The organism is Streptomyces sp. NPDC102259, assembly GCF_044766465.1.
Classification (GTDB): domain Bacteria; phylum Actinomycetota; class Actinomycetes; order Streptomycetales; family Streptomycetaceae; genus Streptomyces.
In genome coordinates this window covers 33,918-54,464 of record NZ_JBIWMA010000027.1, presented here as the reverse complement: position 1 = coordinate 54,464, position 20,547 = coordinate 33,918, and the positions used below count along the sequence as shown (strand labels likewise).

At 71.5% G+C, this 20,547-nt stretch carries 17 protein-coding genes; 7 read left to right on the top strand and 10 right to left on the bottom strand.

The features are described 5' to 3' along the window. The first annotated feature begins 75 nt into the window (after positions 1-75). Entirely contained in the window at positions 76-1,671 is a 1,596-nt protein-coding gene (locus ACIRPU_RS37860) for a cytochrome P450 (protein ID WP_403875718.1), read from the top strand. Here ACIRPU_RS37860 and ACIRPU_RS37855 read toward each other — a convergent pair. From ACIRPU_RS37855 to ACIRPU_RS37810, 10 genes are all read right to left on the bottom strand, one after another. Continuing rightward, entirely contained in the window at positions 1,636-2,463 is an 828-nt protein-coding gene (locus ACIRPU_RS37855; RefSeq protein WP_403875716.1) for a pentapeptide repeat-containing protein, read from the bottom strand. The genes ACIRPU_RS37860 and ACIRPU_RS37855 overlap by 36 nt on opposite strands. 94 nt (positions 2,464-2,557) lie before the next feature. Then, complete coding sequence (locus ACIRPU_RS37850; protein WP_403875714.1) at positions 2,558-3,301, bottom strand: PIG-L deacetylase family protein; 744 nt, start codon at positions 3,299-3,301, stop codon at positions 2,558-2,560. Between the two features lie 28 nt (positions 3,302-3,329). After that, entirely contained in the window at positions 3,330-4,631 is a 1,302-nt protein-coding gene (locus tag ACIRPU_RS37845; protein ID WP_403875712.1) for an alpha/beta fold hydrolase, read from the bottom strand. A 126-nt stretch (positions 4,632-4,757) separates the two neighbouring features. Then, entirely contained in the window at positions 4,758-5,807 is a 1,050-nt protein-coding gene (locus ACIRPU_RS37840) for a LacI family DNA-binding transcriptional regulator (protein WP_403875709.1), read from the bottom strand. Between the two features lie 91 nt (positions 5,808-5,898). Then, positions 5,899-7,323: a BNR repeat-containing protein gene (locus ACIRPU_RS37835; protein WP_403875706.1), complete on the bottom strand. Its 1,425-nt coding sequence runs from the start codon at positions 7,321-7,323 to the stop codon at positions 5,899-5,901. Between the two features lie 93 nt (positions 7,324-7,416). Next, the gene (locus ACIRPU_RS37830; protein ID WP_403875703.1) at positions 7,417-7,737 is read right to left on the bottom strand and encodes an L-rhamnose mutarotase; all 321 of its coding nucleotides are present in this window, start codon (positions 7,735-7,737) and stop codon (positions 7,417-7,419) included. A 47-nt stretch (positions 7,738-7,784) separates the two neighbouring features. After that, positions 7,785-8,867 carry a rhamnose ABC transporter substrate-binding protein gene (gene rhaS / locus ACIRPU_RS37825; RefSeq protein ID WP_403875700.1) on the bottom strand — a complete coding sequence of 361 codons (1,083 nt, stop codon included), beginning with the start codon at positions 8,865-8,867 and terminating at the stop codon, positions 7,785-7,787. 34 nt (positions 8,868-8,901) lie between these two features. Continuing rightward, positions 8,902-9,909, bottom strand: a complete 1,008-nt coding sequence (locus ACIRPU_RS37820) for an ABC transporter permease (RefSeq protein WP_403875697.1) — start codon at positions 9,907-9,909, stop codon at positions 8,902-8,904. Then, positions 9,902-10,996, bottom strand: coding sequence for an ABC transporter permease (locus ACIRPU_RS37815; protein ID WP_403875693.1), 1,095 nt, complete (start codon positions 10,994-10,996; stop codon positions 9,902-9,904). Before ACIRPU_RS37815 ends, ACIRPU_RS37820 begins: the two co-directional genes overlap by 8 nt. Then, entirely contained in the window at positions 10,993-12,510 is a 1,518-nt protein-coding gene (locus ACIRPU_RS37810; RefSeq protein WP_403875690.1) for a sugar ABC transporter ATP-binding protein, read from the bottom strand. The genes ACIRPU_RS37815 and ACIRPU_RS37810 overlap by 4 nt, the downstream gene beginning before the upstream one ends. Before the next feature lie 261 nt (positions 12,511-12,771). Between ACIRPU_RS37810 and rhaI the strand changes: the two genes are divergently transcribed. The 6 genes from rhaI (at position 12,772) to ACIRPU_RS37780 (ending at position 20,518) form a co-directional block, all read left to right on the top strand. Then, positions 12,772-13,932 (top strand): L-rhamnose isomerase, encoded by a 1,161-nt coding sequence (gene rhaI, locus ACIRPU_RS37805; RefSeq protein ID WP_403875687.1) that lies wholly within the window; start codon positions 12,772-12,774, stop codon positions 13,930-13,932. 141 nt (positions 13,933-14,073) lie between these two features. After that, on the top strand, positions 14,074-16,113 hold the full coding sequence (locus ACIRPU_RS37800) for a bifunctional aldolase/short-chain dehydrogenase (RefSeq protein ID WP_403875684.1): 2,040 nt from the start codon (positions 14,074-14,076) through the stop codon (positions 16,111-16,113). Between the two features lie 5 nt (positions 16,114-16,118). Then, complete coding sequence (locus ACIRPU_RS37795) at positions 16,119-17,555, top strand: rhamnulokinase family protein (RefSeq protein ID WP_403875839.1); 1,437 nt, start codon at positions 16,119-16,121, stop codon at positions 17,553-17,555. Positions 17,556-17,640: 85 nt separating this feature from the next. Next, positions 17,641-18,396: a (Fe-S)-binding protein gene (locus tag ACIRPU_RS37790; RefSeq protein ID WP_403875681.1), complete on the top strand. Its 756-nt coding sequence runs from the start codon at positions 17,641-17,643 to the stop codon at positions 18,394-18,396. After that, positions 18,393-19,880, top strand: coding sequence for a LutB/LldF family L-lactate oxidation iron-sulfur protein (locus ACIRPU_RS37785; RefSeq protein ID WP_403875678.1), 1,488 nt, complete (start codon positions 18,393-18,395; stop codon positions 19,878-19,880). Before ACIRPU_RS37790 ends, ACIRPU_RS37785 begins: the two co-directional genes overlap by 4 nt. After that, positions 19,877-20,518, top strand: a complete 642-nt coding sequence (locus ACIRPU_RS37780; protein WP_403875675.1) for a lactate utilization protein C — start codon at positions 19,877-19,879, stop codon at positions 20,516-20,518. Before ACIRPU_RS37785 ends, ACIRPU_RS37780 begins: the two co-directional genes overlap by 4 nt. Positions 20,519-20,547 lie beyond the last annotated feature (29 nt).

Here is a 20,547-nt window from a genome sequence, read left to right as displayed (position 1 = left end):
GGCACCAGACTGAGCGCGCTATTGAACCCACGTACAACATGCTCAACCTGCCGCTGCATCAAGGGAGATCGCGTCATGGCGGAGACGACGGGGACGACAGGGACGCCGGAGACGACAGGAACGACGGGCCGGCCGGCCACGACGCGTCCGACGGGGACGGCGACGGCGGACGCCCTGCCGAAGGGGTTCCGCAGCGCGGAGCTCGGCTGGCCCGAGCTGGAGCGCATACCGCATCCGCCGCGCCGGATCCCCCTGCTCGGCGACGTCCTGGGCGCGAGCCGGCGCACGCCCCTCCAGGACTCCCTGCGGTACGCCGGGCAGCTGGGGCCGATCTTCCGCCGCAAGGCGTTCGGCCGGGAGTTCGTGTTCGTGTGGGGCGCCGAGCTGGCCGCCGACATGGCCGACGAGACGCGGTTCGCCAAACATGTGGGGCTGGGCATCGCCAACTTGCGGCCCGTCGTCGGGGACGCCCTGTTCACGGCGTACAACCACGAGCCGAACTGGCAGCTGGCGCACGACGTGCTGGCGCCGGGGTTCAGCCGCGAGGCGATGGCGGCCTACCACCCGATGATGCTGGACGTGGCGGAGCGGCTCACCGGTCACTGGGACCGGGAGCTGGCCGCGGGCCGTGCGGTGGACGTGCCCGGCGACATGACCAAACTGACCCTGGAGACGATCGCCCGCACCGGCTTCGGGCACGACTTCGCGTCCTTCGAGCGGACCCGGCCGCACCCCTTCGTGACGGCGATGGTGGGCACCCTCACCTACGCGCAGCGCCTCAACACCGTGCCCTCCCCCGCCCTGCTGCGCCGGGCCACGCGCCGCAACGAGGCCGACATCGCCTACCTGAACCGCACGGTCGACGAGCTGGTGCGGGCGCGCCGCGACGGCGGCGGCGGGGACGGCGACCTGCTCGACCGGATGCTCGACACCGCCCACCCCACGACGGGCGAACGGCTGTCGGCGCAGAACGTGCGGCGTCAGGTCGTCACCTTCCTGGTCGCCGGCCACGAGACCACCTCGGGCGCGCTCTCCTTCGCCCTGCACTACCTGTCCCTCAACCCCCGCATCGCGGCCCGCGCCCGCGACGAGGTGGACCGGGTGTGGGGGGACGCGGCCGTACCGGGGTACGAGCAGGTCGCGAAGCTGCGTTACGTCCGCCGGGTCCTCGACGAGGCGCTGCGACTGTGGCCGACGGCGCCCGCGTTCGCCCGCGAGGCCCGGGCGGACACCGTGCTGGGCGGGGAGCATCCGGTGCGGCGGGGCGGGTGGGCGCTGGTCCTCACGGCCATGCTGCACCGCGATCCCGAGGCCTGGGGTCCGGACGCCGACCGGTTCGACCCGGACCGTTTCGACGCGGCGGCCGTACGCGCGCGTGCCCCGCACACCTTCAAGCCCTTCGGCACCGGGGCACGGGCCTGCATCGGCCGGCAGTTCGCGCTGCACGAGGCCACCCTGGTGCTCGGGCTGCTGCTGCGCCGCTACGAGCTGCGGCCGGACCCGGCGTACCGACTGCGGGTCACGGAACGGCTGACGCTGATGCCGGAGGGACTGCGGATGCACCTGGAACGGCGGACACCGACGCCGACACCGGCCGGCGGGCCGGTCGGCGAGGAGCGCGCGTCGACGGCTCCCTCAGAGCGCTGTCCAGTGCACGGGGCGGGTGACTGACTCCGGCAGCCTGGTGCCCGCGCTCCCCCGGGCGGCGTTCAGCTGGGGCTGGGTCAGAAAGAAGGCGTCGGTCAGGTCGGCGTCGGCGAGGCCGGTGTCGCGCAGGTCCGCGCCGATCAGATCCGCTCCGCGCAGATCCGCGCCGGTGAGGTCGGCGGCGATCAGACAAGCCCCGCGAAGGTTGGCGCCCCGCAGGTCGGCGCCCCGCAGTCGGGCGCCCATCAGGTCGGCTCCCCGGCGCTCCTTCTTGCGGCCACGGATTCCCGCCCGGGCCAGTTCGCTGGTCTTCAGCAGCAGCACGTTGACGTCCTGACGGTGCGCCGGGACGTCGAGGGCGATCAGCTCGTCCGGGGACAGCCGGGTGAGTTCCTCGGTCTTCGCCAGGGTCCGGCGCAGCTCGCCGTGGATCGGGCGGGCGGCGGGGAGGCCGAGCGCCTCGGTGAGGTACCAGAGGAGTTCGTGGAGCTGCCGGACGACCGGGAACACCTCGGACATCCGGCGGGCTTCCTCGGGCTCCGCCGTACGCCGGTCCCGGCCGCCGAAGGTGACCTGCGAGACCTTCTGCCCGGCGCCGAAGCAGTCGTAGACCGTGCAGCCGGTGAAGCCGCTCTGCCGCAGTCGCGCGTGGATCCCGCAGCGATGGTCCTCGCCGAGGTTGGGGCACGGCCTGCCCGCGGGCTTGTCGATCGCGAAGTCCGCGGAGCGGGCGAAGGGCAGGGCCACGCAGCACAGGCCGAAACAGTTCTCGCAGTCGCCGCGCAGTCCGGTCCGGTCCACCGTCTTGTCTTGCATGCCGTCCAGCCTACTGACCTGCCCTGCCTACTGACCTGGCCTGACCTGCCCCGGCCTGCCTCGGCCTGCCCCGGCTACCGGTCGGACAGCTCCCCTACCGGTTGAACAGCTCGAACGCCACGGCCGGCCTGCCGCCGAACCGTTCGCCCACCGACTTCGCCACCCCGGTCAGGAAGCCCCGTACATAGCTTTCCGGCTCCTCGTCGGTCAGCGCCTCGATGTAGGTGCGGTGTTCGAGCAGCGAGCCCACCGCCCGTTCCAGTCCCGCCGACGCGTCCACGGCGTGGGTCGGCGTCGCGGAGCCCGCCACCGCGACCCAGCGCACGCCGTTCCAGGGCTCCAGGCCCTGCTCGACGAGTTCCGGGAAGATCCAGCGGTTCCCCGCGTCCCCGGCCGCGTCGAGGGTGGCGCGGCCGACCGCGACATGGTCGGGGGTGTTCCAGGCGACCCCACCCCAGGTGTCGCGGTGGTTGAGGGTGATCACCAGCTCGGGGCGGTGCCTGCGGATCGCGGCGGCGATGTCGCGGCGCAGCGCGGGACCGTACTCGACCACGCCGTCCCGATGGTCCAGGAACTCCACCCGCGACACACCCACCACGGCGGCACTGGCCCGCTGCTCCCGCTCGCGCAGCGGACCGCACTCGGCGGGCGCGAGGGTGTCGATGCCCGCCTCGCCGCGGGTCGCCAGCACATAGGCGACCTCACGGCCGGCGTCGGTCCAGGCGGCTACCGCCGCGGAGCACCCGTACTCGAGGTCGTCCGGGTGCGCCACCACGGCCAGGGCGCGCCGCCAGTCCTCGGGCATGGGCTGGAGCCGGCTGCTCGTCGGATCGGTCATGCCCGCAGACTAACGCGTGAGGGGGTCGTCACACCTCGTCACGGGCGAGGGCGAGCAGCCGGTCCAGGACGCGCGGGCCGCCGGCCCGGACGCCGTCGTGCTCGAACTCGTCGGTCACCCAGGTGCGCAGGCCGCGGATGGCGTCGGCGGTGCGCAGGGAGTGGACGGTGTCGACGTACAGGTCGTCGTGGTAGATCGCCGCCGCGACGGGCACCTCGTTGGCGGCGAGGCGCGCGGAGTCGTACAGGGCCGGCCAGTCGGTGCGGGCGGCGAGGAGTTCGGCGGTCTCGCGGAGCGGGCGCAGCGCGGGATCGGTGTCGAACATCCACGGGTGGACCGTCTCGCCGGTGAGCAGCAGCGGTCCGTCGCCGGTGAGCGTCTTCGCCGCGTCGAACTGCGGGAACTCGGCGCGCACCCGGTCGGCGGCCCAGTCGGTGGGGCGGCCGCCCTGGCCGTAGATCGCCTCGTGGAGGAGGGCGTAGAGGGGGTGCCCGGCGAAGGAGAGCTGGCTCTGCATCTCCTCCTGGAAGGCGTCGGACAGCGCCGGACCGTGCGGGGTGGGGACGAAGGCCTCTTCGAGGAGGTGGTGCAGCCGGTGGCTGCCCTCGCCGCCGCCGAGGAGGATGCCGAGCGTCTGGAAGGCCTCGACGGTGAGGCGGTAGCCGTTCGGGAGGGTCACCTCGTGGTGGAGGAGGTGGTCGGCGATACGGCGGACTCGTTCGACGTCCTGCGGGTAGCGCGCGTAGTGCGCGGCGACCTTGCGCTCCATGCGCGGGTAGGCGGCGCGGTACACGTCGTCGGCGTGCGCGTCGAGGGCGGGCAGACCGCCGGTGATCAGCGCGGTGGCCAGGCCCTCGGGGGCGAGGGAGAGGTAGGCGACCGTGCAGAAGCCGCCGAAGCTCTGGCCGAGCACGGTCCAGGGGGCGCCGCCGGTGACCTCCGGGCGGATCAGCTCGCAGTCGCGGACGATGGAGTCGGCGCGGAAGTGCGCCAGGTAGTCGGCCTGTGCGGCCGGGCCGCCGCGCAGCGGGAGCGTCTGGCGGTTGGCCGGGGTGGAGTGGCCGGTGCCCCGCTGGTCGAGGAGGAGGACGCGGTACTCCTTCAGGGCCCGCCCGAGCCAGGCCGGCCTGCCCACGAACCGGTTGGCGCCGAAGCCGGGGCCGCCCTGGAGGTAGAGCAGCCAGGGCAGGTCCTGGTCCGCCTTCTCGCTCGCGACGACCTCGCGGGCGTAGAGCCCGATCGTCTCCCCGCCCGGGTCGGCGTGGTCGAGGGGCACGGTGAAGCGGCGGTCGGTGAGGACGACGCCGGGCTGGCGGTAGCTGACGGACAACGGAGGCTCCCGGGACGATCGGTGTACGGGCCGCGTCCCAGTTCAGCACATGTCCGGGCGGTGTCGGAGCCCGGGGGATCATGAACAGCTACTGAACGGGCACTCAGCGCGGTACTGAACCGCCGCTCAGCGCGCCGAGAGGCTGGACCTGCGCACCACCAGCTCCGGCTGGAGCACCACCCGCCGGTGTTCGTGCCGGCCTGCGCCCGCGCCTCCGGCCCCTCCCACCCCTCCTTCTTCGGTCTCCTCCAGCAGCATCTCGGCCGCCAGGGCGCCCATGGTGACGGCGGGCTGCCGTACCGAGGTGAGGGGGACGGCCGCGGCGGCCGCGAACTCGATGTCGTCGTAGCCGACGATGGCCAGGTCCTCCGGCACCTTGACCCCCGCCGAGTACATCGCCTGGAGCACGCCGAGGGCGAGCAGGTCGTTGGCGCAGAACACGGCGGTGGGGCGGCGGTCGCCGAGGCCCAGCAGGCGGGCGCCCGCGTCCCGCCCGGCGGCCACGTCGAGGCGTTCGGTGGGCAGCTCACGCAGGCATTCGGGGCCGAGGCCCGCCTCGGCGAGCGCGTTCAGGGCTCCGGTACGGCGGTCGCGGACCTGGGTGAAACCGGGCGGACCGCTGACATAGGCGATCGAGCGGTGCCCGGCGTCGACCAGATGGCGGACGGCGAGCGCGCCGCCCGCCACGTCGTCCACGGACACCGAGCACTCGGTGGTGCCCTCGGAGACCCGGTCGACGAGGACGAAGGGGATGCCGTGCCGGCGGAAGGAGGCGATGTTGCGGCCGGTCGCGTCGGCCGGGGTGAGCAGCACGCCGCGCACCCGCTGCTCGGCGAAGAGCGACAGGTACTCGGCCTCCTCGCCGGCGCTCTCGGCGCTGTTGCAGACCATCACGCCGAGCCCGGCGTCGCGGGCGGCCCGCTCGGCGCCGCGGGCGACGTCCACGAAGAACGGGTTGCCCATGTCGAGCACGAGCAGCCCCATGATCCGGCTGCGTCCCGCGCGCAGCTGGCGGGCGGACTCGCTGCGCACGTAGCCGAGCCGGTCTATCGCCGAGAGCACCCGCGCCCGGGTCTCCGCGGCGACGGTGTCGGGGCGGTTGATGACGTTCGACACCGTGCCGACGGAGACTCCGGCGGCACGGGCGACGTCCTTGATTCCCACCGGCTGGGCCATCAGGCGGGGACCTCCAGGTGAACGGGGTACGGCGGGACGGCCTTCACATTACCGTCACCCCGCCGCGCCCCTGTCCGAGTACGGATACGGGTCATGCGGGCAGTGCGAAGTCGATGACGTGGAGTGCCGAGGGGGTCGTCCCGCTCGACTTCTCCTGGTACATGAACGACAGCACGTTGTCGGCCTTGACGCGCAGTTCGTCGATCACGACCTCGCCGAAGGCGTTGAGGCCGCTGCCGTCGAAGAGCACCGTCCAGTCCGTGTAGCCGGAGGCCTTGGAGGCCCCGGCGATCCGGCCGAAGGGGAAGATCGCGTAGGCGTTGTCGTACTTGTCCAGGACCAGCTTGGTGCGCTGGCTGGAGCCGAGGACGACGGGGATCTCCGTCTTCTGCCAGCTCCCGGAGGAGTTCTTGCGCAGATGGAAGGCGCGGCCGTTGGCCGTGCGGTCGCCGACGTAGTCGGTGGTGCACTGGCCGAAACGGCCGGGCACGTAGCTGATGATCGCGTGCGGGAGGCCGGTGGAGTCGGTGGTCTGGCTCTCCTGGTTCATCAGGGAGTGGTCGGGGTTGAGCGCGTCCACGACGAGTCCGGCGTCCGTGACGGCGACCTTGTCGGAGCCGCCGGTGGTGCCGACGACGGCGCCCGCGTTGTTGCGCCAGGTACGGCCCCGGTCGGTGGAGTAGACGTAGCCGGTGTCGTGGTTGGTGATGCCGCCGCTGGAGCACATCACGGCGCCGTTCTGCTCGCGCCAGGTGAAGAAGGAGTGCAGCCGGCCGTTGACGTCGTAGTCGATGCCGTGCAGGTACATGTTGCGGACGGTCGAGGTGCCGTGCTCGCTGGTGTAGGTGCCGGTGGAGCTGGACCACTCGCCGAGGTTCGTCCAGGCCGAACCGTCGTACTCCGCGAGGGCGTTGCGGCCGTTGCCGGAGATGCCGACCCGGTAGCTGAGCTGGAGCTTCCCCTCGGGGGTCGCGACGAACTGCGGGTAGGTGAACTGGGTGGTGAGCGCGAGGCCGTCGAGGGTGGTCTGTACGGCGCCGAAGACGGACGACGTCCAGGAGGTGGTCGCCGGGTTGTCGAGGAGTCCCGCGGCCGACTTCACGTAGAAGAAGCCGTCGCTGTGGGAGTCCATGTTGAGGTGCAGACGCCCGTCGACCTTGGAGACGCCCATGGAGATGACGTTGTGCGAGTCGCCGGCCTTGAGCTGGTGCGCGAGGGTGACCGTGGACCAGGTGGTGCCGCCGAGGACGCGGCGGGCGACGACCGCGTTCTTGGTGGAGGTGTACCAGGCGGCGTACTGATAGCCCTTGTAGGTCAGCAGACCGTTCTTCTGGAACGAGTTGTTGTTGACCAGGCCGTCGTAGGACACGAAGAACACGGCCGTGGCGTCGAGTCGGGTGGTGGCCTTCTTGGTGACCGAGGGGCCGGGGTCGGCGGCGCGCGCGGTGCCGGCGGCGAGGACGGGGGACGCCGCGGCGCTGAGGAGGGCGCCGGCCAGCAGGGTGCGTCGTCTCATCTCGGGGGGACTCCATCGTCTGCGAGAGCGGGAAACGGAGGGGAACTGAGGGGAACGGAGGGGGCGAAGGGGACGGAGGGGACGGAACGGGTGTCAGGCGAGGTGGAAAACCTCGGTGAGAGGCTTCATCGCCTCGTCGGGCCGGGCTCCGTCGAGGGCCTCGAAGAAGGGGGCCATCTCCGCCTGCCAACGGGCGTTGACGTCGGTGGCCTCCATGCCTGCTTGGGCGGCGGCGAAGTCCTCGGTCTCCAGATAGCCGACGAGCAGGCCGTCGTCTCTCAGGAACAGCGAGTAGTTGTGCCAGCCGGTGGCCGAGAGAGCGTCCAGCATCTCCGGCCACACGGCGGCATGACGTTCGCGGTACTCGGCCAGCCGGTTCTGACGGACCTTGAGCAGGAAACAGACGCGCTGCATGAAGTACCGCTCCTTCGTGGGGGGTTGAAGCGACCGTCGAGCGGTGACTAGAAGTTGAACTGGTCGATGTTCTTGGCGTCGAACACGGTCGGCTTGCCGAGGCTGATCACGCCGTCCTTGCCGATGGTGTACGAGGTGCCGCCGGCCTTGAAGGTCTCGCCCTCCGCGCCGGTGATCTGGCCCGAGACCAGCGCCACCGCCGTCTGGGCTGCCAGCGCGCCGAGCTTCGCCGGGTCCCACAGCTCGAAGGCGTCGACGGTGCCGTTCTTGACGTAGGTGCGCATGTCGTTCGGGGTGCCGAGGCCGGTCAGCTTGACCTTGCCCTTGTACTTGGAGCCCGACAGGTACTGGGCGGCCGCCTTGATGCCGACGGTGGTCGGGGAGATGATCCCCTTCAGGTTCGGGTACTCCTGGAGCAGGCCCTGGGTCTGCTGGAAGGACTTCTGGGCGTCGTCGTCGCCGTACGCGACCTTGACGAGCTTGATGTCCTTGTACTTGGCGTCCTTCAGCTCGTCCTTCATGAAGTCGATCCAGGTGTTCTGGTTCGTCGCCGTCTGCGCGGCGGACAGGATCGCGATCTCGCCCTTGTAGCCGATCTGTTCGGCGAGCAGCTGCACCTCGGTACGGCCCAGGTCCTCGGCGGACGCCTGTGAGACGAAGGCGTTGCGGCACTCGGGGTTGGTGTCCGAGTCGTAGGTGACGACCTTGATCTTGTTGCTCATGGCCTGCTTGAGCGCGGTGCACAGGGCGCCCGGGTCCTGGGCGGACACGGCTATCGCGTCGACCTGCTGCTGCGTGAGGGTGTTGACGTAGGAGACCTGGCCGGAGGTGTCGGTGCCGCTGTTGGTGCCGACCTCCTTGTAGCTGGAGCCCAGCTCCTTCAGAGCCGCCTCGCCGCCCTTGTCGGAGCTGGTGAAGTAGGGGTTGTTGACCTGCTTGGGCAGGAAGCCGACGGTCAGGCCCTTCTTGGTGGCCGCGTTCGGGTCGGCCTTGCCGGCCGAGGCGGCCGCGCCGGTGCTCTCGTTCTTCACGTCCTCCTTGGTCGTGCCGCCGCAGGCGGTGGCGGCGAGCGCGAGGGAGGAGACGGCGGCGAGGGCCGCACAGGCACGACGGAGGGATGACTTGCGCATCACGGGGTTCCTTTACGAGGTGTGCGAGGCGGAGTTAAGCCGTCGGAGTCGGGGCCGTGGCTCTACGACCGGCCCGTGCGACGGAGATCTGCCGTGCGACCCGGGGGCCGAGCACGGAGACGACGAGCAGGACGCCGGTGACGACGATCTGCGACTGGGCGGAGACGTCCTGGAGGCTCATCACGTTCTGCGCGGCGCCGAGCAGGAAGACTCCCGCGACGGCGCCGCCGAGCGTGCCCCTGCCGCCGTCGAAGTCGATGCCGCCGAGCAGGACGGCGGCGATGACGGACAGTTCGAGGCCGGTGGCGTTGTCGTAGCGGGCGCTGGCGTAGTGCAGGGCCCAGAAGATGCCGGTGAGGGAGGCCAGCAGGCCGGTCACCGTGAACAGGATCAGCTTGTGCCGCCTGACCCGGATGCCGGCGAACCGGGCGGCCTCCTCGCTGGCGCCGATCGCGAACAGCGAGCGGCCGAACGGGGTGGCGTGCAGGACGACCACGGCGATCGCGAGCAGGACGACGAAGGGCAGGAAGGCCTGCGGGAGGAAGGTGTCCCCGAGCCGGCCGGCCGCGAAGTCCAGGTACTGGGTGGGGAAGTCGGTGACGGCGTCGGAGCCGAGCACGATCTGCGCGATGCCCCGGTAGGCGGCCATGGTGCCGATGGTGACGGCGAGCGAGGGAAGCCCGAGGCGGGTCACGAGCAGGCCGTTGACGAGCCCGCACACCACGCCGAGCAGCAGGCAGATCGGGATGATCGCCTCGATCGTCAGGCCCTGGTTCCACAGGGCGCCCATCACCGCGCCGGACAGCCCGGCGGTGGAGGCGACGGACAGGTCGATCTCGCCGGAGACGACCAGCAGGGTCATCGGCAGCGCGATGAGCGCGATGGGCAGGGTGTTGCCGATCAGGAACGACAGGTTGAGGGCGTTGCCGAAGCCGTCCACGAGGGAGAACGAGAACAGCAGCAGGACGATCAGGAGGGCGCCGACGACCGTGTCCCACCTGAAGGAGGACCAGCGGACGGCGCGGGTGAGCGACTCAGGCATGGCCCGCGTCTCCCTTCTTGACGGTGGTCTTCTCGGGGGCGGTGGTGGTCCTGGCGGCGGCCGACTTCTTCTTCAGCGCGGACGCCACCCGCAGGGCGACGACCCGGTCGACGGCGATGGCCAGCAGGAGCAGCACGCCGTTGATGGCGAGCACCCAGACCGAGCTGACGCCGAGCGCGGGCAGGACGCTGTTGATGGAGGTGAGCAGGAGCGCGCCGAGGGCCGCGCCGTAGACGCTGCCGGAGCCGCCGGTGAAGACGACGCCGCCGACCACGACCGCGCTGACGACGGTGAGTTCGTAGCCGTTGCCGGTCCCGGAGTCGACGTTGCCGAAGCGGGCCAGGTACATCGCCCCGGCGAGGCCGGCGAGACCGCCGCAGAAGGTGTACGCGGCGAGGATCCGCTTGCGGACCGGGATGCCGGCGAGCCGGGCGGCCTCCGGGTTGGAGCCGAGCGCGTACAGCTCGCGGCCGCTGCCGAAGTGCTTGAGGTAGTACGCGGTGGCGATGAGCACGGCGAGCGCGATCAGTGCCAGCCACGGCACCGCCGAGAGCCCGCCGGAGCCGAAGTCGACGAACGAGTTCGGCAGGTCGGCGGCGGTGATCTGGCGGGAGCCGACCCAGATGGAGTCGATGCCGCGGATGATGTACAGCGTGCCGAGGGTGACGACGAGGGCGGGCACCTGACCGAGGCTGACCAGCAGGCCGTTGAGGAGTCCGAAGCCGACGCCCAGCAGAACGGCCAGCACGATCGCGATCACCGGGTTGCCGCCGCCGTGCAGATACGTACCGGCGGCGAAGGCGCTGATGCCGAGGGTGGAGCCGACCGACAGATCGACGTTGCGGGTGATGACGACCAGGGACTGGCCGGTGGCGACCAGCACCAGGATGGTCGCGTTCAGCAGCAGGTCCTTGACGCCCTGCTCGGACAGGAACTCGCTGTTGCCTGCCTGGGTGACGGCGATCATCACCAGGAAGACGACCAGGATGGCGAGTTCGCGCATCTTGAAGACGCGGTCGACCAGCCGGGTGCCGCTGGACTTGGGCACCTCGGCGACCGGGGCCTCGGGGGAGGTGGTCACCGTCATGCGGCTGCCCTCCCGGTGGCTGCGGCCATCACGGTTTCCTCGGTGGCTTCGGTGCGCGGGATCTCGGCGGCGAGCCGGCCCTCGTGCATCACCAGCACGCGGTCGGCCATGCCGAGGATCTCGGGCAGGTCGGAGGAGATCATCAGGACGGCGACCCCGTCGGCGGCCAGCTCGCTGAGCAGCCGGTGCACCTCGGCCTTGGTGCCGACGTCGATGCCGCGGGTCGGCTCGTCGACGATGAGCACCTTGGGGCCGGTGGCCAGCCACTTGGCGAGCACGACCTTCTGCTGGTTGCCGCCGGAGAGCGTGTTGACGGTGTCGGCGAGCCGGGCGTACTTCACCTGGAGCTTGACCGCCCAGTCGAGGGAGCGGCTGCGCTCGGCGCCGCGGTCCATCAGGCCGGCCTTCACGGTCGTCCGCAGGCCGGTCAGGCCGATGTTGCGCTCGATGGACATGTCCATCACCAGGCCCTGGGCCCGCCGGTCCTCGGGGACCAGCGCCAGGCCGGCCGCCATCGCGGTGGAGGGGGCGCCGTTCGTCAGGGTGCGGCCGTCCACGGCGACCTCCCCGGCGTCCCAGCGGTCGATGCCGAAGACCGCCCGGGCGACCTCCGTGCGCCCGGCGCCGACGAGTCCGGCGAGGCCGACGATCTCACCGTGCCGGACCTCGAAGGAGATGTCGGTGAAGACACCCTCGCGGGTCAGCCGGCGGACGCTGAGGGCGACCTCGCCCGGGGTCACGTCCTGCTTGGGGTAGAGCTCGTCGAGGTCGCGGCCGACCATCCGGCGGACCAGGTCGTCCTCGGTCATGCCGGCCAGCGGTTCACTGGCGATCCAGGCGCCGTCGCGCAGGGTCGTCACCCGCTGGCAGATCTCGAAGATCTCCTCCAGCCGGTGCGAGATGAACAGCACCGCCGCGCCCTGCTCACGCAGGGTGCGCACGACGCCGAAGAGCCGGGCCACCTCGCTGCCGGTGAGAGCGGCGGTCGGCTCGTCCATGATCAGGACCCGGGCGTCGAAGGAGAGCGCCTTGGCGATCTCGACGATCTGCTGGTCCGCGATGGACAGGCCGCGCGCCGGACGGTCGGGGTCGAGGGCGACGCCCAGGCGCCGCATCAGGCCGGCGGTGGCCGCGTGGGTGGCCTTGTGGTCGATCCGGCCGAGGGCGCGCCGGGGCTGGCGGCCCATGAAGATGTTCTCGGCGATCGACAGGTCGGGGAAGAGCGTGGGCTCCTGGTAGATCACGGCGATCCCGGCGTCGCGGGCGTCGCCGGGGCCGTGGAAGACGACGGGCTCGCCGTCGAGCAGCACCTGGCCCGCGTCGGGTCGGTGCACTCCCGCGAGGGCCTTGATGAGCGTGGACTTGCCCGCGCCGTTCTCGCCGGCGAGGGCGTGCACCTCGCCGGGGAACAGCTCCAGGGAGACGCCCCGCAGGGCGCGAACGGCGCCGAAGGACTTGGTCACGTCCTTCAACGCCAGCACCGGGGCCGGTCCCGCGTCGGACGGGTGAGTCATAAATGGCTCCTCGACGACGCCTGGGACATTCCCTCACAGCGTCGTGAAAGGTTTCAACTGGATTGCCGGGACGTTAGGCATCCGGGCCATGTCACGTCAATGGGTACGTCTCGAAAAGTTTTCGATAGTCGAAGGTCACGCGGCGGTCACGGAGAACGAAGCAGTACGGAGGGCTTGACACTCTCTTCGCGGGCTCATAGCTTCCCGTTCTGAATCGTTTCATCCGGGAGTTGTTCCGGACCGATGTCACAGGAGCCCGAAGTGACCGACCTCGCCGCGGTGAAGGCCGCGCTCAAGACCCAGGCCGTCGAGACGCCGTCGTGGGCGTACGGGAACTCAGGCACCCGTTTCAAGGTGTTCGCCCAGGAGGGCGTCCCGCGCACCCCGCAGGAGAAACTGGACGACGCGGCGCAGGTGCACCGGTTCACCGGCGCGGCCCCGACCGTGGCCCTGCACATCCCCTGGGACAAGGTGGAGGACTACTCCGCACTTGCGAAACATGCCGAGGATCGCGGGGTGAAGTTGGGGGCGATCAACTCCAACACCTTCCAGGACGACGCCTACAAGCTGGGCAGCATCTGCCACCCGGACGCGGCGGTGCGGCGCAAGGCCCTCGATCATCTGCTCGAGTGCGTCGACATCATGGACGCGACCGGCTCCACCGATCTGAAGCTGTGGTTCGCCGACGGCACGAACTATCCCGGCCAGGACGACCTCCGGGAGCGCCAGGACCGGCTCGCCGAGGGCCTCTCCGCGGTGTACGAGCGGCTCGGGGACGGGCAGCGGATGCTGCTGGAGTACAAGTTCTTCGAGCCCGCCTTCTACTCCACGGACGTGCCGGACTGGGGCACGGCGTACGCGCACTGCCTGAAGCTCGGACCGAAGGCGCAGGTCGTGGTGGACACCGGGCACCACGCGCCCGGCACCAACATCGAGTTCATCGTCGCCACGCTGCTGCGCGAGGGGAAGCTCGGCGGGTTCGACTTCAACTCGCGGTTCTACGCGGACGACGACCTCATGGTGGGCGCCGCCGACCCGTTCCAGCTGTTCCGGATCATGTACGAGGTCGTGCGCGGGGGCGGGTTCACGTCCGACGTGGCGTTCATGCTCGACCAGTGCCACAACATCGAGGCGAAGATCCCGGCGATCATCCGGTCCGTGATGAACGTGCAGGAGGCCACCGCGAAGGCGCTGCTGGTCGACCGGTCGGCGCTGGCCGCCGCGCAGGCCTCCGGTGATGTGCTGGAGGCGAACGCGGTCGTGATGGACGCGTACAACACGGACGTGCGTCCGCTGCTGCGCGAGGTGCGGGAGGAGACGGGGCTGGACCCCGACCCCATGGCGGCCTACCGGCGGTCCGGGTGGGCCGAGAAGATCGTCGCCGAGCGGGTCGGCGGGGAGCAGGCCGGTTGGGGCGCGTGAGCGTCTGCCCGGATCCGTCTCCTCGCGGGGCACGGGCCGGCCGTGGCTGGTCGCGCCCGCGCGGCGGAAGCCGCGTATCGATACGGCCCCACGCCCCTGAAGAAGCTCCACTCATCCTCTTCACGTAAGGACTGGAAGTTCATGGCACCGCACCCCGAAGCCGCCGCCCTCCTCGGTCGGTCCCATCGGCTGGGCGCCGATCCCCGTAACACCAACTACGCCGGCGGCAACACCTCCGCCAAGGGCGCCGACACCGACCCCGTGACCGGTGGGGACGTCGAGCTGATGTGGGTGAAGGGGTCCGGTGGGGACCTGAGCACCCTCACCGGGGCCGGGCTGGCCGTGCTGCGGCTCGACCGGCTGCGGGCTCTGCGGGACGTCTACCCGGGCGTCGAGCGCGAGGACGAGATGGTCGCCGCGTTCGACTACTGCCTGCACGGCAAGGGCGGGGCGGCGCCGTCGATCGACACCGCCATGCACGGGCTCGTCGACGCCGCGCACGTCGATCATCTGCACCCCGACTCCGGCATCGCGCTGGCCTGTGCCGCCGACGGGGAGAAGCTGACGGCCGAGTGCTTCGGGGACGCGGTCGCGTGGGTGCCCTGGCGGCGGCCCGGGTTCCAGCTGGGACTGGACATCGCCGCCATCAAGGCGGCCAACCCGCAGGCGATCGGAGTGGTCCTCGGCGGGCACGGGATCACCGCCTGGGGCGACACCTCCGAGGAGTGCGAGCGCAACTCGCTGCACATCATCCGCACCGCCGAGGCCTTCCTCGCCGAGAAGGGGAAGGCCGACCCGTTCGGACCGGTCCTCGAGGGCTACGGGGCACTGCCCGAGGACGAGCGCCGGGAGCGGGCCGCCGCGCTCGCCCCGTACGTGCGGGCCATCGCCTCCCAGGACCGGCCCCAGGTCGGGCACTTCACCGACTCCGAGGCCGTGCTCGACTTCGTGGCCCGCGCCGAGCACCCGCGGCTCGCCGCACTCGGCACCTCCTGCCCCGACCACTTCCTGCGGACCAAGGTGCGGCCGCTGGTCCTGGACCTGCCGCCCACCGTCCCGGTGGAGGACGCGGTCGCGCGGCTGAAGGAGCTGCACGCCGGGTACCGCGAGGAGTACGCCGCCTACTACGGTCGGCACGCCGACGCCGACTCGCCCGCCATGCGCGGCGCGGACCCGGCGATCGTGCTGGTCCCGGGCGTGGGCATGTTCTCCTTCGGCAAGGACAAGCAGACCGCGCGGGTGGCCGGCGAGTTCTACGTCAACGCCATCAACGTCATGCGCGGCGCCGAGGCGGTGTCCTCGTACGCGCCGATCGAGGAGTCGGAGAAGTTCCGCATCGAGTACTGGGCCCTGGAGGAGGCCAAGCTCCAGCGGATGCCCGCGCCGAAGCCGCTCGCCACCCGGGTGGCCCTGGTCACGGGAGCCGGCAGCGGGATCGGCAAGGCCATCGCCCGGCGGCTGGTCGCCGAGGGCGCGTGCGTCGTCGTCGCCGATCTGAACGCCGAGAACGCGGCCGCCGTCGCCGAGGAGCTGGGCGGGGCCGACAAGGCGGTCGCCGTCACCGTCGACGTGACCTCCGAGGAGCAGATCGCCGGCGCCTTCCGGGAGGCCGTGCTCGCCTTCGGCGGGGTCGACCTGGTCGTCAACAACGCCGGGATCTCCATCTCCAAGCCGCTGCTGGAGACGTCGGCACGGGACTGGGACCTTCAGCACGACATCATGGCCCGCGGATCGTTCCTCGTCTCACGTGAGGCGGCGCGGGTGATGATCGCGCAGGAGCTGGGCGGCGACATCGTCTACATCGCGTCGAAGAACGCCGTCTTCGCCGGCCCGAACAACATCGCCTACTCCGCCACCAAGGCCGACCAGGCCCACCAGGTCCGGCTGCTGGCCGCCGAGCTGGGCGAGCACGGCATCCGCGTCAACGGCGTCAACCCGGACGGCGTGGTGCGCGGGTCGGGCATCTTCGCGGCCGGCTGGGGCGCGCAGCGGGCCGCGACCTACGGCATCGAGGAGGAGAAGCTCGGCGAGTTCTACGCGCAGCGGACCATCCTCAAGCGCGAGGTGCTGCCGGACCACGTCGCGAACGCGGTCTTCGCGCTCACCGGCGGCGAACTCACCCACACCACCGGACTGCACGTCCCCGTCGACGCGGGTGTGGCGGCCGCGTTCCTCCGGTGACGGCCGTGCGGTCGTACGCGGCGGTCGACCTCGGCGCGGCCAGCGGGCGCGTCATGGTCGGCCGGGTCGGCCCGGACTCGCTGGAGCTGTCGGAGGCGCACCGCTTCCCCAACCGGCCGGTCCGGGTCCCCGAGGGGCTGCGCTGGGATGTGCTGTCCCTCTACGCCGGAGTTCTTCAGGGGCTGCGGGCGGCCGGCCAGGTGGACTCGGTCGGCATCGACAGCTGGGCCGTGGACTACGGCCTGCTCGACGCCGACGGAAGCCTCCTCGGCAACCCGGTGCACTACCGGGACGCCCGCACCGAGGGGGTCGCCGAGAAGGTGTGGGCGACCGTGCCGGCGGCCGAGCTCTACGCGGCCACCGGGCTCCAGTACGCGCCTTTCAACACCCTCTACCAGCTGACGGCGGCCCGCGAGACCCGGCAACTGGCCCACGCCCGGCGCCTGTTGCTCATCCCCGATCTGCTGGCGTACTGGCTGACGGGCGAGCAGGGCACCGAGCTCACCAACGCCTCCACCACCCAGCTGATCGATCCCCGGACGGGCGACTGGTCGTACGACGTCGCCGCCCGGCTGGGCATCGACCTGAAGCTGTTCGCGCCGCTGCGCCGACCCGGCGACCCGGCGGGGCTGCTGCGGGCGGAGGTGCTGGAGGAGACGGGGCTGACCGGGCCGGTGCCGGTGACGACGGTCGGCTCGCACGACACCGCCTCCGCCGTGGCCGCCGTCCCGGCGACCGGGGAACGGTTCGCCTACATCTGCACCGGCACCTGGTCGCTGGCCGGCCTGGAGCTGACGGCGCCCGTGCTCACCGAGGAGAGCCGGGCCGCCAACTTCACCAACGAGCTCGGGCTGGACGGCACGGTCCGCTACCTGCGCAACATCATGGGCCTGTGGCTCCTCCAGGAGTGCCTGCGGGCCTGGGGCGACCCGGACCTGGGCGGGCTGCTGCGGGAGGCGGCCGCCGTGCCCGCGCTGCGCTCGGTGGTGGACGCCGGGGACGCCGCCTTCCTGGCTCCCGGGCGGATGCCGGAGCGGATCGCCGAGGCGTGCCGTGCGTCCGGGCAGCCGGTTCCCGGCACGCCCGCGCAGATCACCCGGTGCATCCTCGACTCGCTCGCCCTGGCCCACCGGCGGGCCATTGACGAGGCGCAGCGGCTCGCCGACCATCCCGTGGACGTCGTGCACATCGTCGGGGGCGGCACCCGTAACGCGCTGCTGTGCCGGCTCACCGCCGACGCGTGCGGGCTGCCGGTGGTGGCCGGTCCGACGGAGGCCGCGGCCCTCGGCAACGTGCTCGTCCAGGCGCGGGCCCACGGCCTGGTCGGCGACCGCGCCGACATGCGCCGGCTGCTCACCCGTACCCAGCCCCTGACGCGCTACGAGCCGCAGGGCGACACCGGGCGGTGGCGCGAGGCGGAGGCCCGGCTCGCCACGCGGTGAGCCGGGGTCTCCCCCGGGCCCCTGCACGGGACTAGTCTGCACTCATCTCTGCACTCATCCGATGACCTAACCGCGAGGAGCCGCGATGCGTGTCGCACTGTTCCTGACCTGTGTCAACGACACGCTCTATCCGGAGACCGGCCGCGCCGTGGTGAAACTCCTGACCAGGATGGGCGTAGAGGTCGACTTCCCGATGGCCCAGACCTGCTGCGGCCAGGCCCACTACAACACCGGCTACCGCCATGAGGCCGAGCCGCTCGCCCGGCATTTCTCCGATGTATTCGGAGAGTACGAGGCGATCGTGACGCCCTCCGGGTCGTGCGGGGCGATGGTGCGGGAGCTGTATCCGCGGATGGGTGAGCGGGCCCGGGCCGAGGGGCGCGGGGACACCCTCGCCGCCACCCTGGCGCCGGTGGTCCCGAAGACCTACGAGCTCACCGAGTTCCTGGTGGACGTGCTCGGGGTGACGGACGTCGGCGCGTACTACCCGCACAAGGTGACCTATCACCCGACGTGTCACGGGCTGCGGGGACTGGGGCTCGGGGAGCGGCCCCGGCGGCTGCTCCAGGCGGTCAAGGGGCTGGAACTGGTGGAGCTGCCGGGAGCCGACGAGTGCTGCGGCTTCGGCGGCACCTTCGCGCTGAAGAACGCCGACGTCTCGGCGGCGATGGGCGCCGACAAGGTGCGCAACGCCGAGTCGACGGGCGCCGAGGTGCTGTGCGCGGCGGACAACTCCTGCCTGATGCACATCGGCGGGACCATGACCCGGCTGGAGACCGGCATGCGGCCCGTGCACATCGCGGAGATCCTGGCGAGCACGGAGGAGGAGCCGACGTCATGAGCGGGACGTTCGTAGGAATGCCGGCCTTCCCCGAGGCGGCGCACGAGGCGGTCGGCAACCAGACCCTGCGCGCGAATCTGCGGCACGCCACGCACACCATCCGGGCCAAGCGGGCGAACGCCGTGGCCGAGGTGTCCGACTGGGCGGAGCTGCGGGAGGCGGGCAAGCGGATCAAGGACCACACGCTGCGTCATCTCGACCGGTACCTGGTGCAGTTGGAGGAGTCGGTGACGGCGGCGGGCGGCATCGTCCACTGGGCCGCCGACGCGGACGAGGCCAACCGGATCGTGGCCGACCTGGTCAAGGAGACCGGCGAGTCGGAGGTCCTCAAGGTCAAGTCCATGGCCACGCAGGAGATCGGGCTCAACGAGGCGCTGGAGGCGGAGGGCATCCGCGCCTACGAGACCGACCTCGCCGAGCTCATCGTGCAGTTGGGCAAGGACCGGCCGTCGCACATCCTGGTCCCCGCGATCCATCGCAACCGGGGCGAGATCCGGGACATCTTCGCCCGCGAGATGAGCGAGTGGGGCCGCCCCGCCCCCGAGGGGCTGACCGACACCCCCGCCGAGCTCGCCGACGCCGCCCGCCTGCACCTGCGCGAGAAGTTCCTGCGCGCCAAGGTCGGCGTCTCCGGCGCCAACTTCATGGTCGCCGAGACCGGCACCCTGGTGGTCGTGGAGTCCGAGGGCAACGGGCGGATGTGCCTCACCCTGCCCGAGACGCTGATCTCCGTCGTCGGCATCGAGAAGATCGTGCCGACCTGGCGGGATCTGGAGGTCTTCCTCCAGACGCTCCCCCGTTCCTCGACGGCCGAGCGGATGAACCCGTACACGTCGACCTGGACGGGCACGACGGACGGCGACGGCCCCGGCGCCTTCCATCTGGTGCTGCTGGACAACGGCCGCACCGACACCCTCGCCGACGAGGTGGGCCGGCAGGCCCTGCGCTGCATCCGCTGCTCCGCCTGCCTGAACGTGTGCCCGGTGTACGAGCGGGCCGGCGGCCATGCCTACGGCTCGGTCTATCCGGGCCCGATCGGCGCGATCCTCAGCCCGCAACTGCGCGGCACCGGGAGCGAGATCGACGCCTCGCTGCCGTACGCCTCGTCGCTGTGCGGGGCCTGCTACGAGGTGTGCCCGGTGGCCATCGACATCCCGGAGGTGCTGGTGCACCTGCGGGAACGGGTCGTCCAGGGCGGCCCGGTGACGCGCGAGGGCAACAAGGTGGTGCTGAAGCCCGCCAAGGGTCATGCCGCCGAACGGGCCGCGATGCGGGCGGCGCGCTGGGCGTTCGGACGGCCCGGCGCCCTGCGCGCCGGGCAGCGGCTGGCGTCCCGGACCCGCCGGCTCCACCCCCGTACGCTGCCCGGCCCCGGCCGGGCGTGGAGCGATACGCGGGATCTGCCGGCGGTGCCCGCGGAGCCGTTCCGCGACTGGTGGCAGCGTACGAACGGCGGGACCACCGGCGAAGGAGCGGCGAAGTGAGCAGCAGGGAGCGGATTCTGGGCCGGGTGCGGCGCGCGCTGGCCGATGTGCCGCAGGACGACCAGCCGTACGGGGAAGCCGTCGCGCGCGACTATCTGCGCGAGCACGGCGCCCGGAGCACCGAGCAGACGGTCGAGCTGCTGGCGGAGAACCTGGCGGACTACCGGGCCGTCGTGCACCGGTGCGGCGCGGACGAACTTCCGTCCGTGCTGGCCCGGTTGCTGACGGAGCGGAAGTCGGCGGCCGTGCTCGTGCCGCCCGGCCTCGACGAGGCGTGGCTGGCGGAGGCGGACACCGCTCGGGTGACGGACCGGGTGGAGAGCGACGCGCACGAACTCGACCGGGTGGACAGCGTGGTCACGGCGTGCGCGGTGGCGGTCGCCGAGACGGGGACGATCGTGCTGGACGGCGGTCCCGACCAGGGGCGGCGCCGGATCACCCTGGTCCCGGACCACCACATCTGTGTGGTGCGCGTCCCCGAGCAGGTGGTGTCGTCCGTGCCACAGGCTCTCGAACGACTCGACCCGGCCCGCCCGTTGACGTGGATCTCCGGTCCTTCGGCGACCAGTGACATCGAGCTGGACCGGGTGGAGGGGGTGCACGGCCCGCGCACCCTGGAGGTCATCCTGGTCGGCTGAGCGCCCTCGACCGCACGGCCCGGAGATCG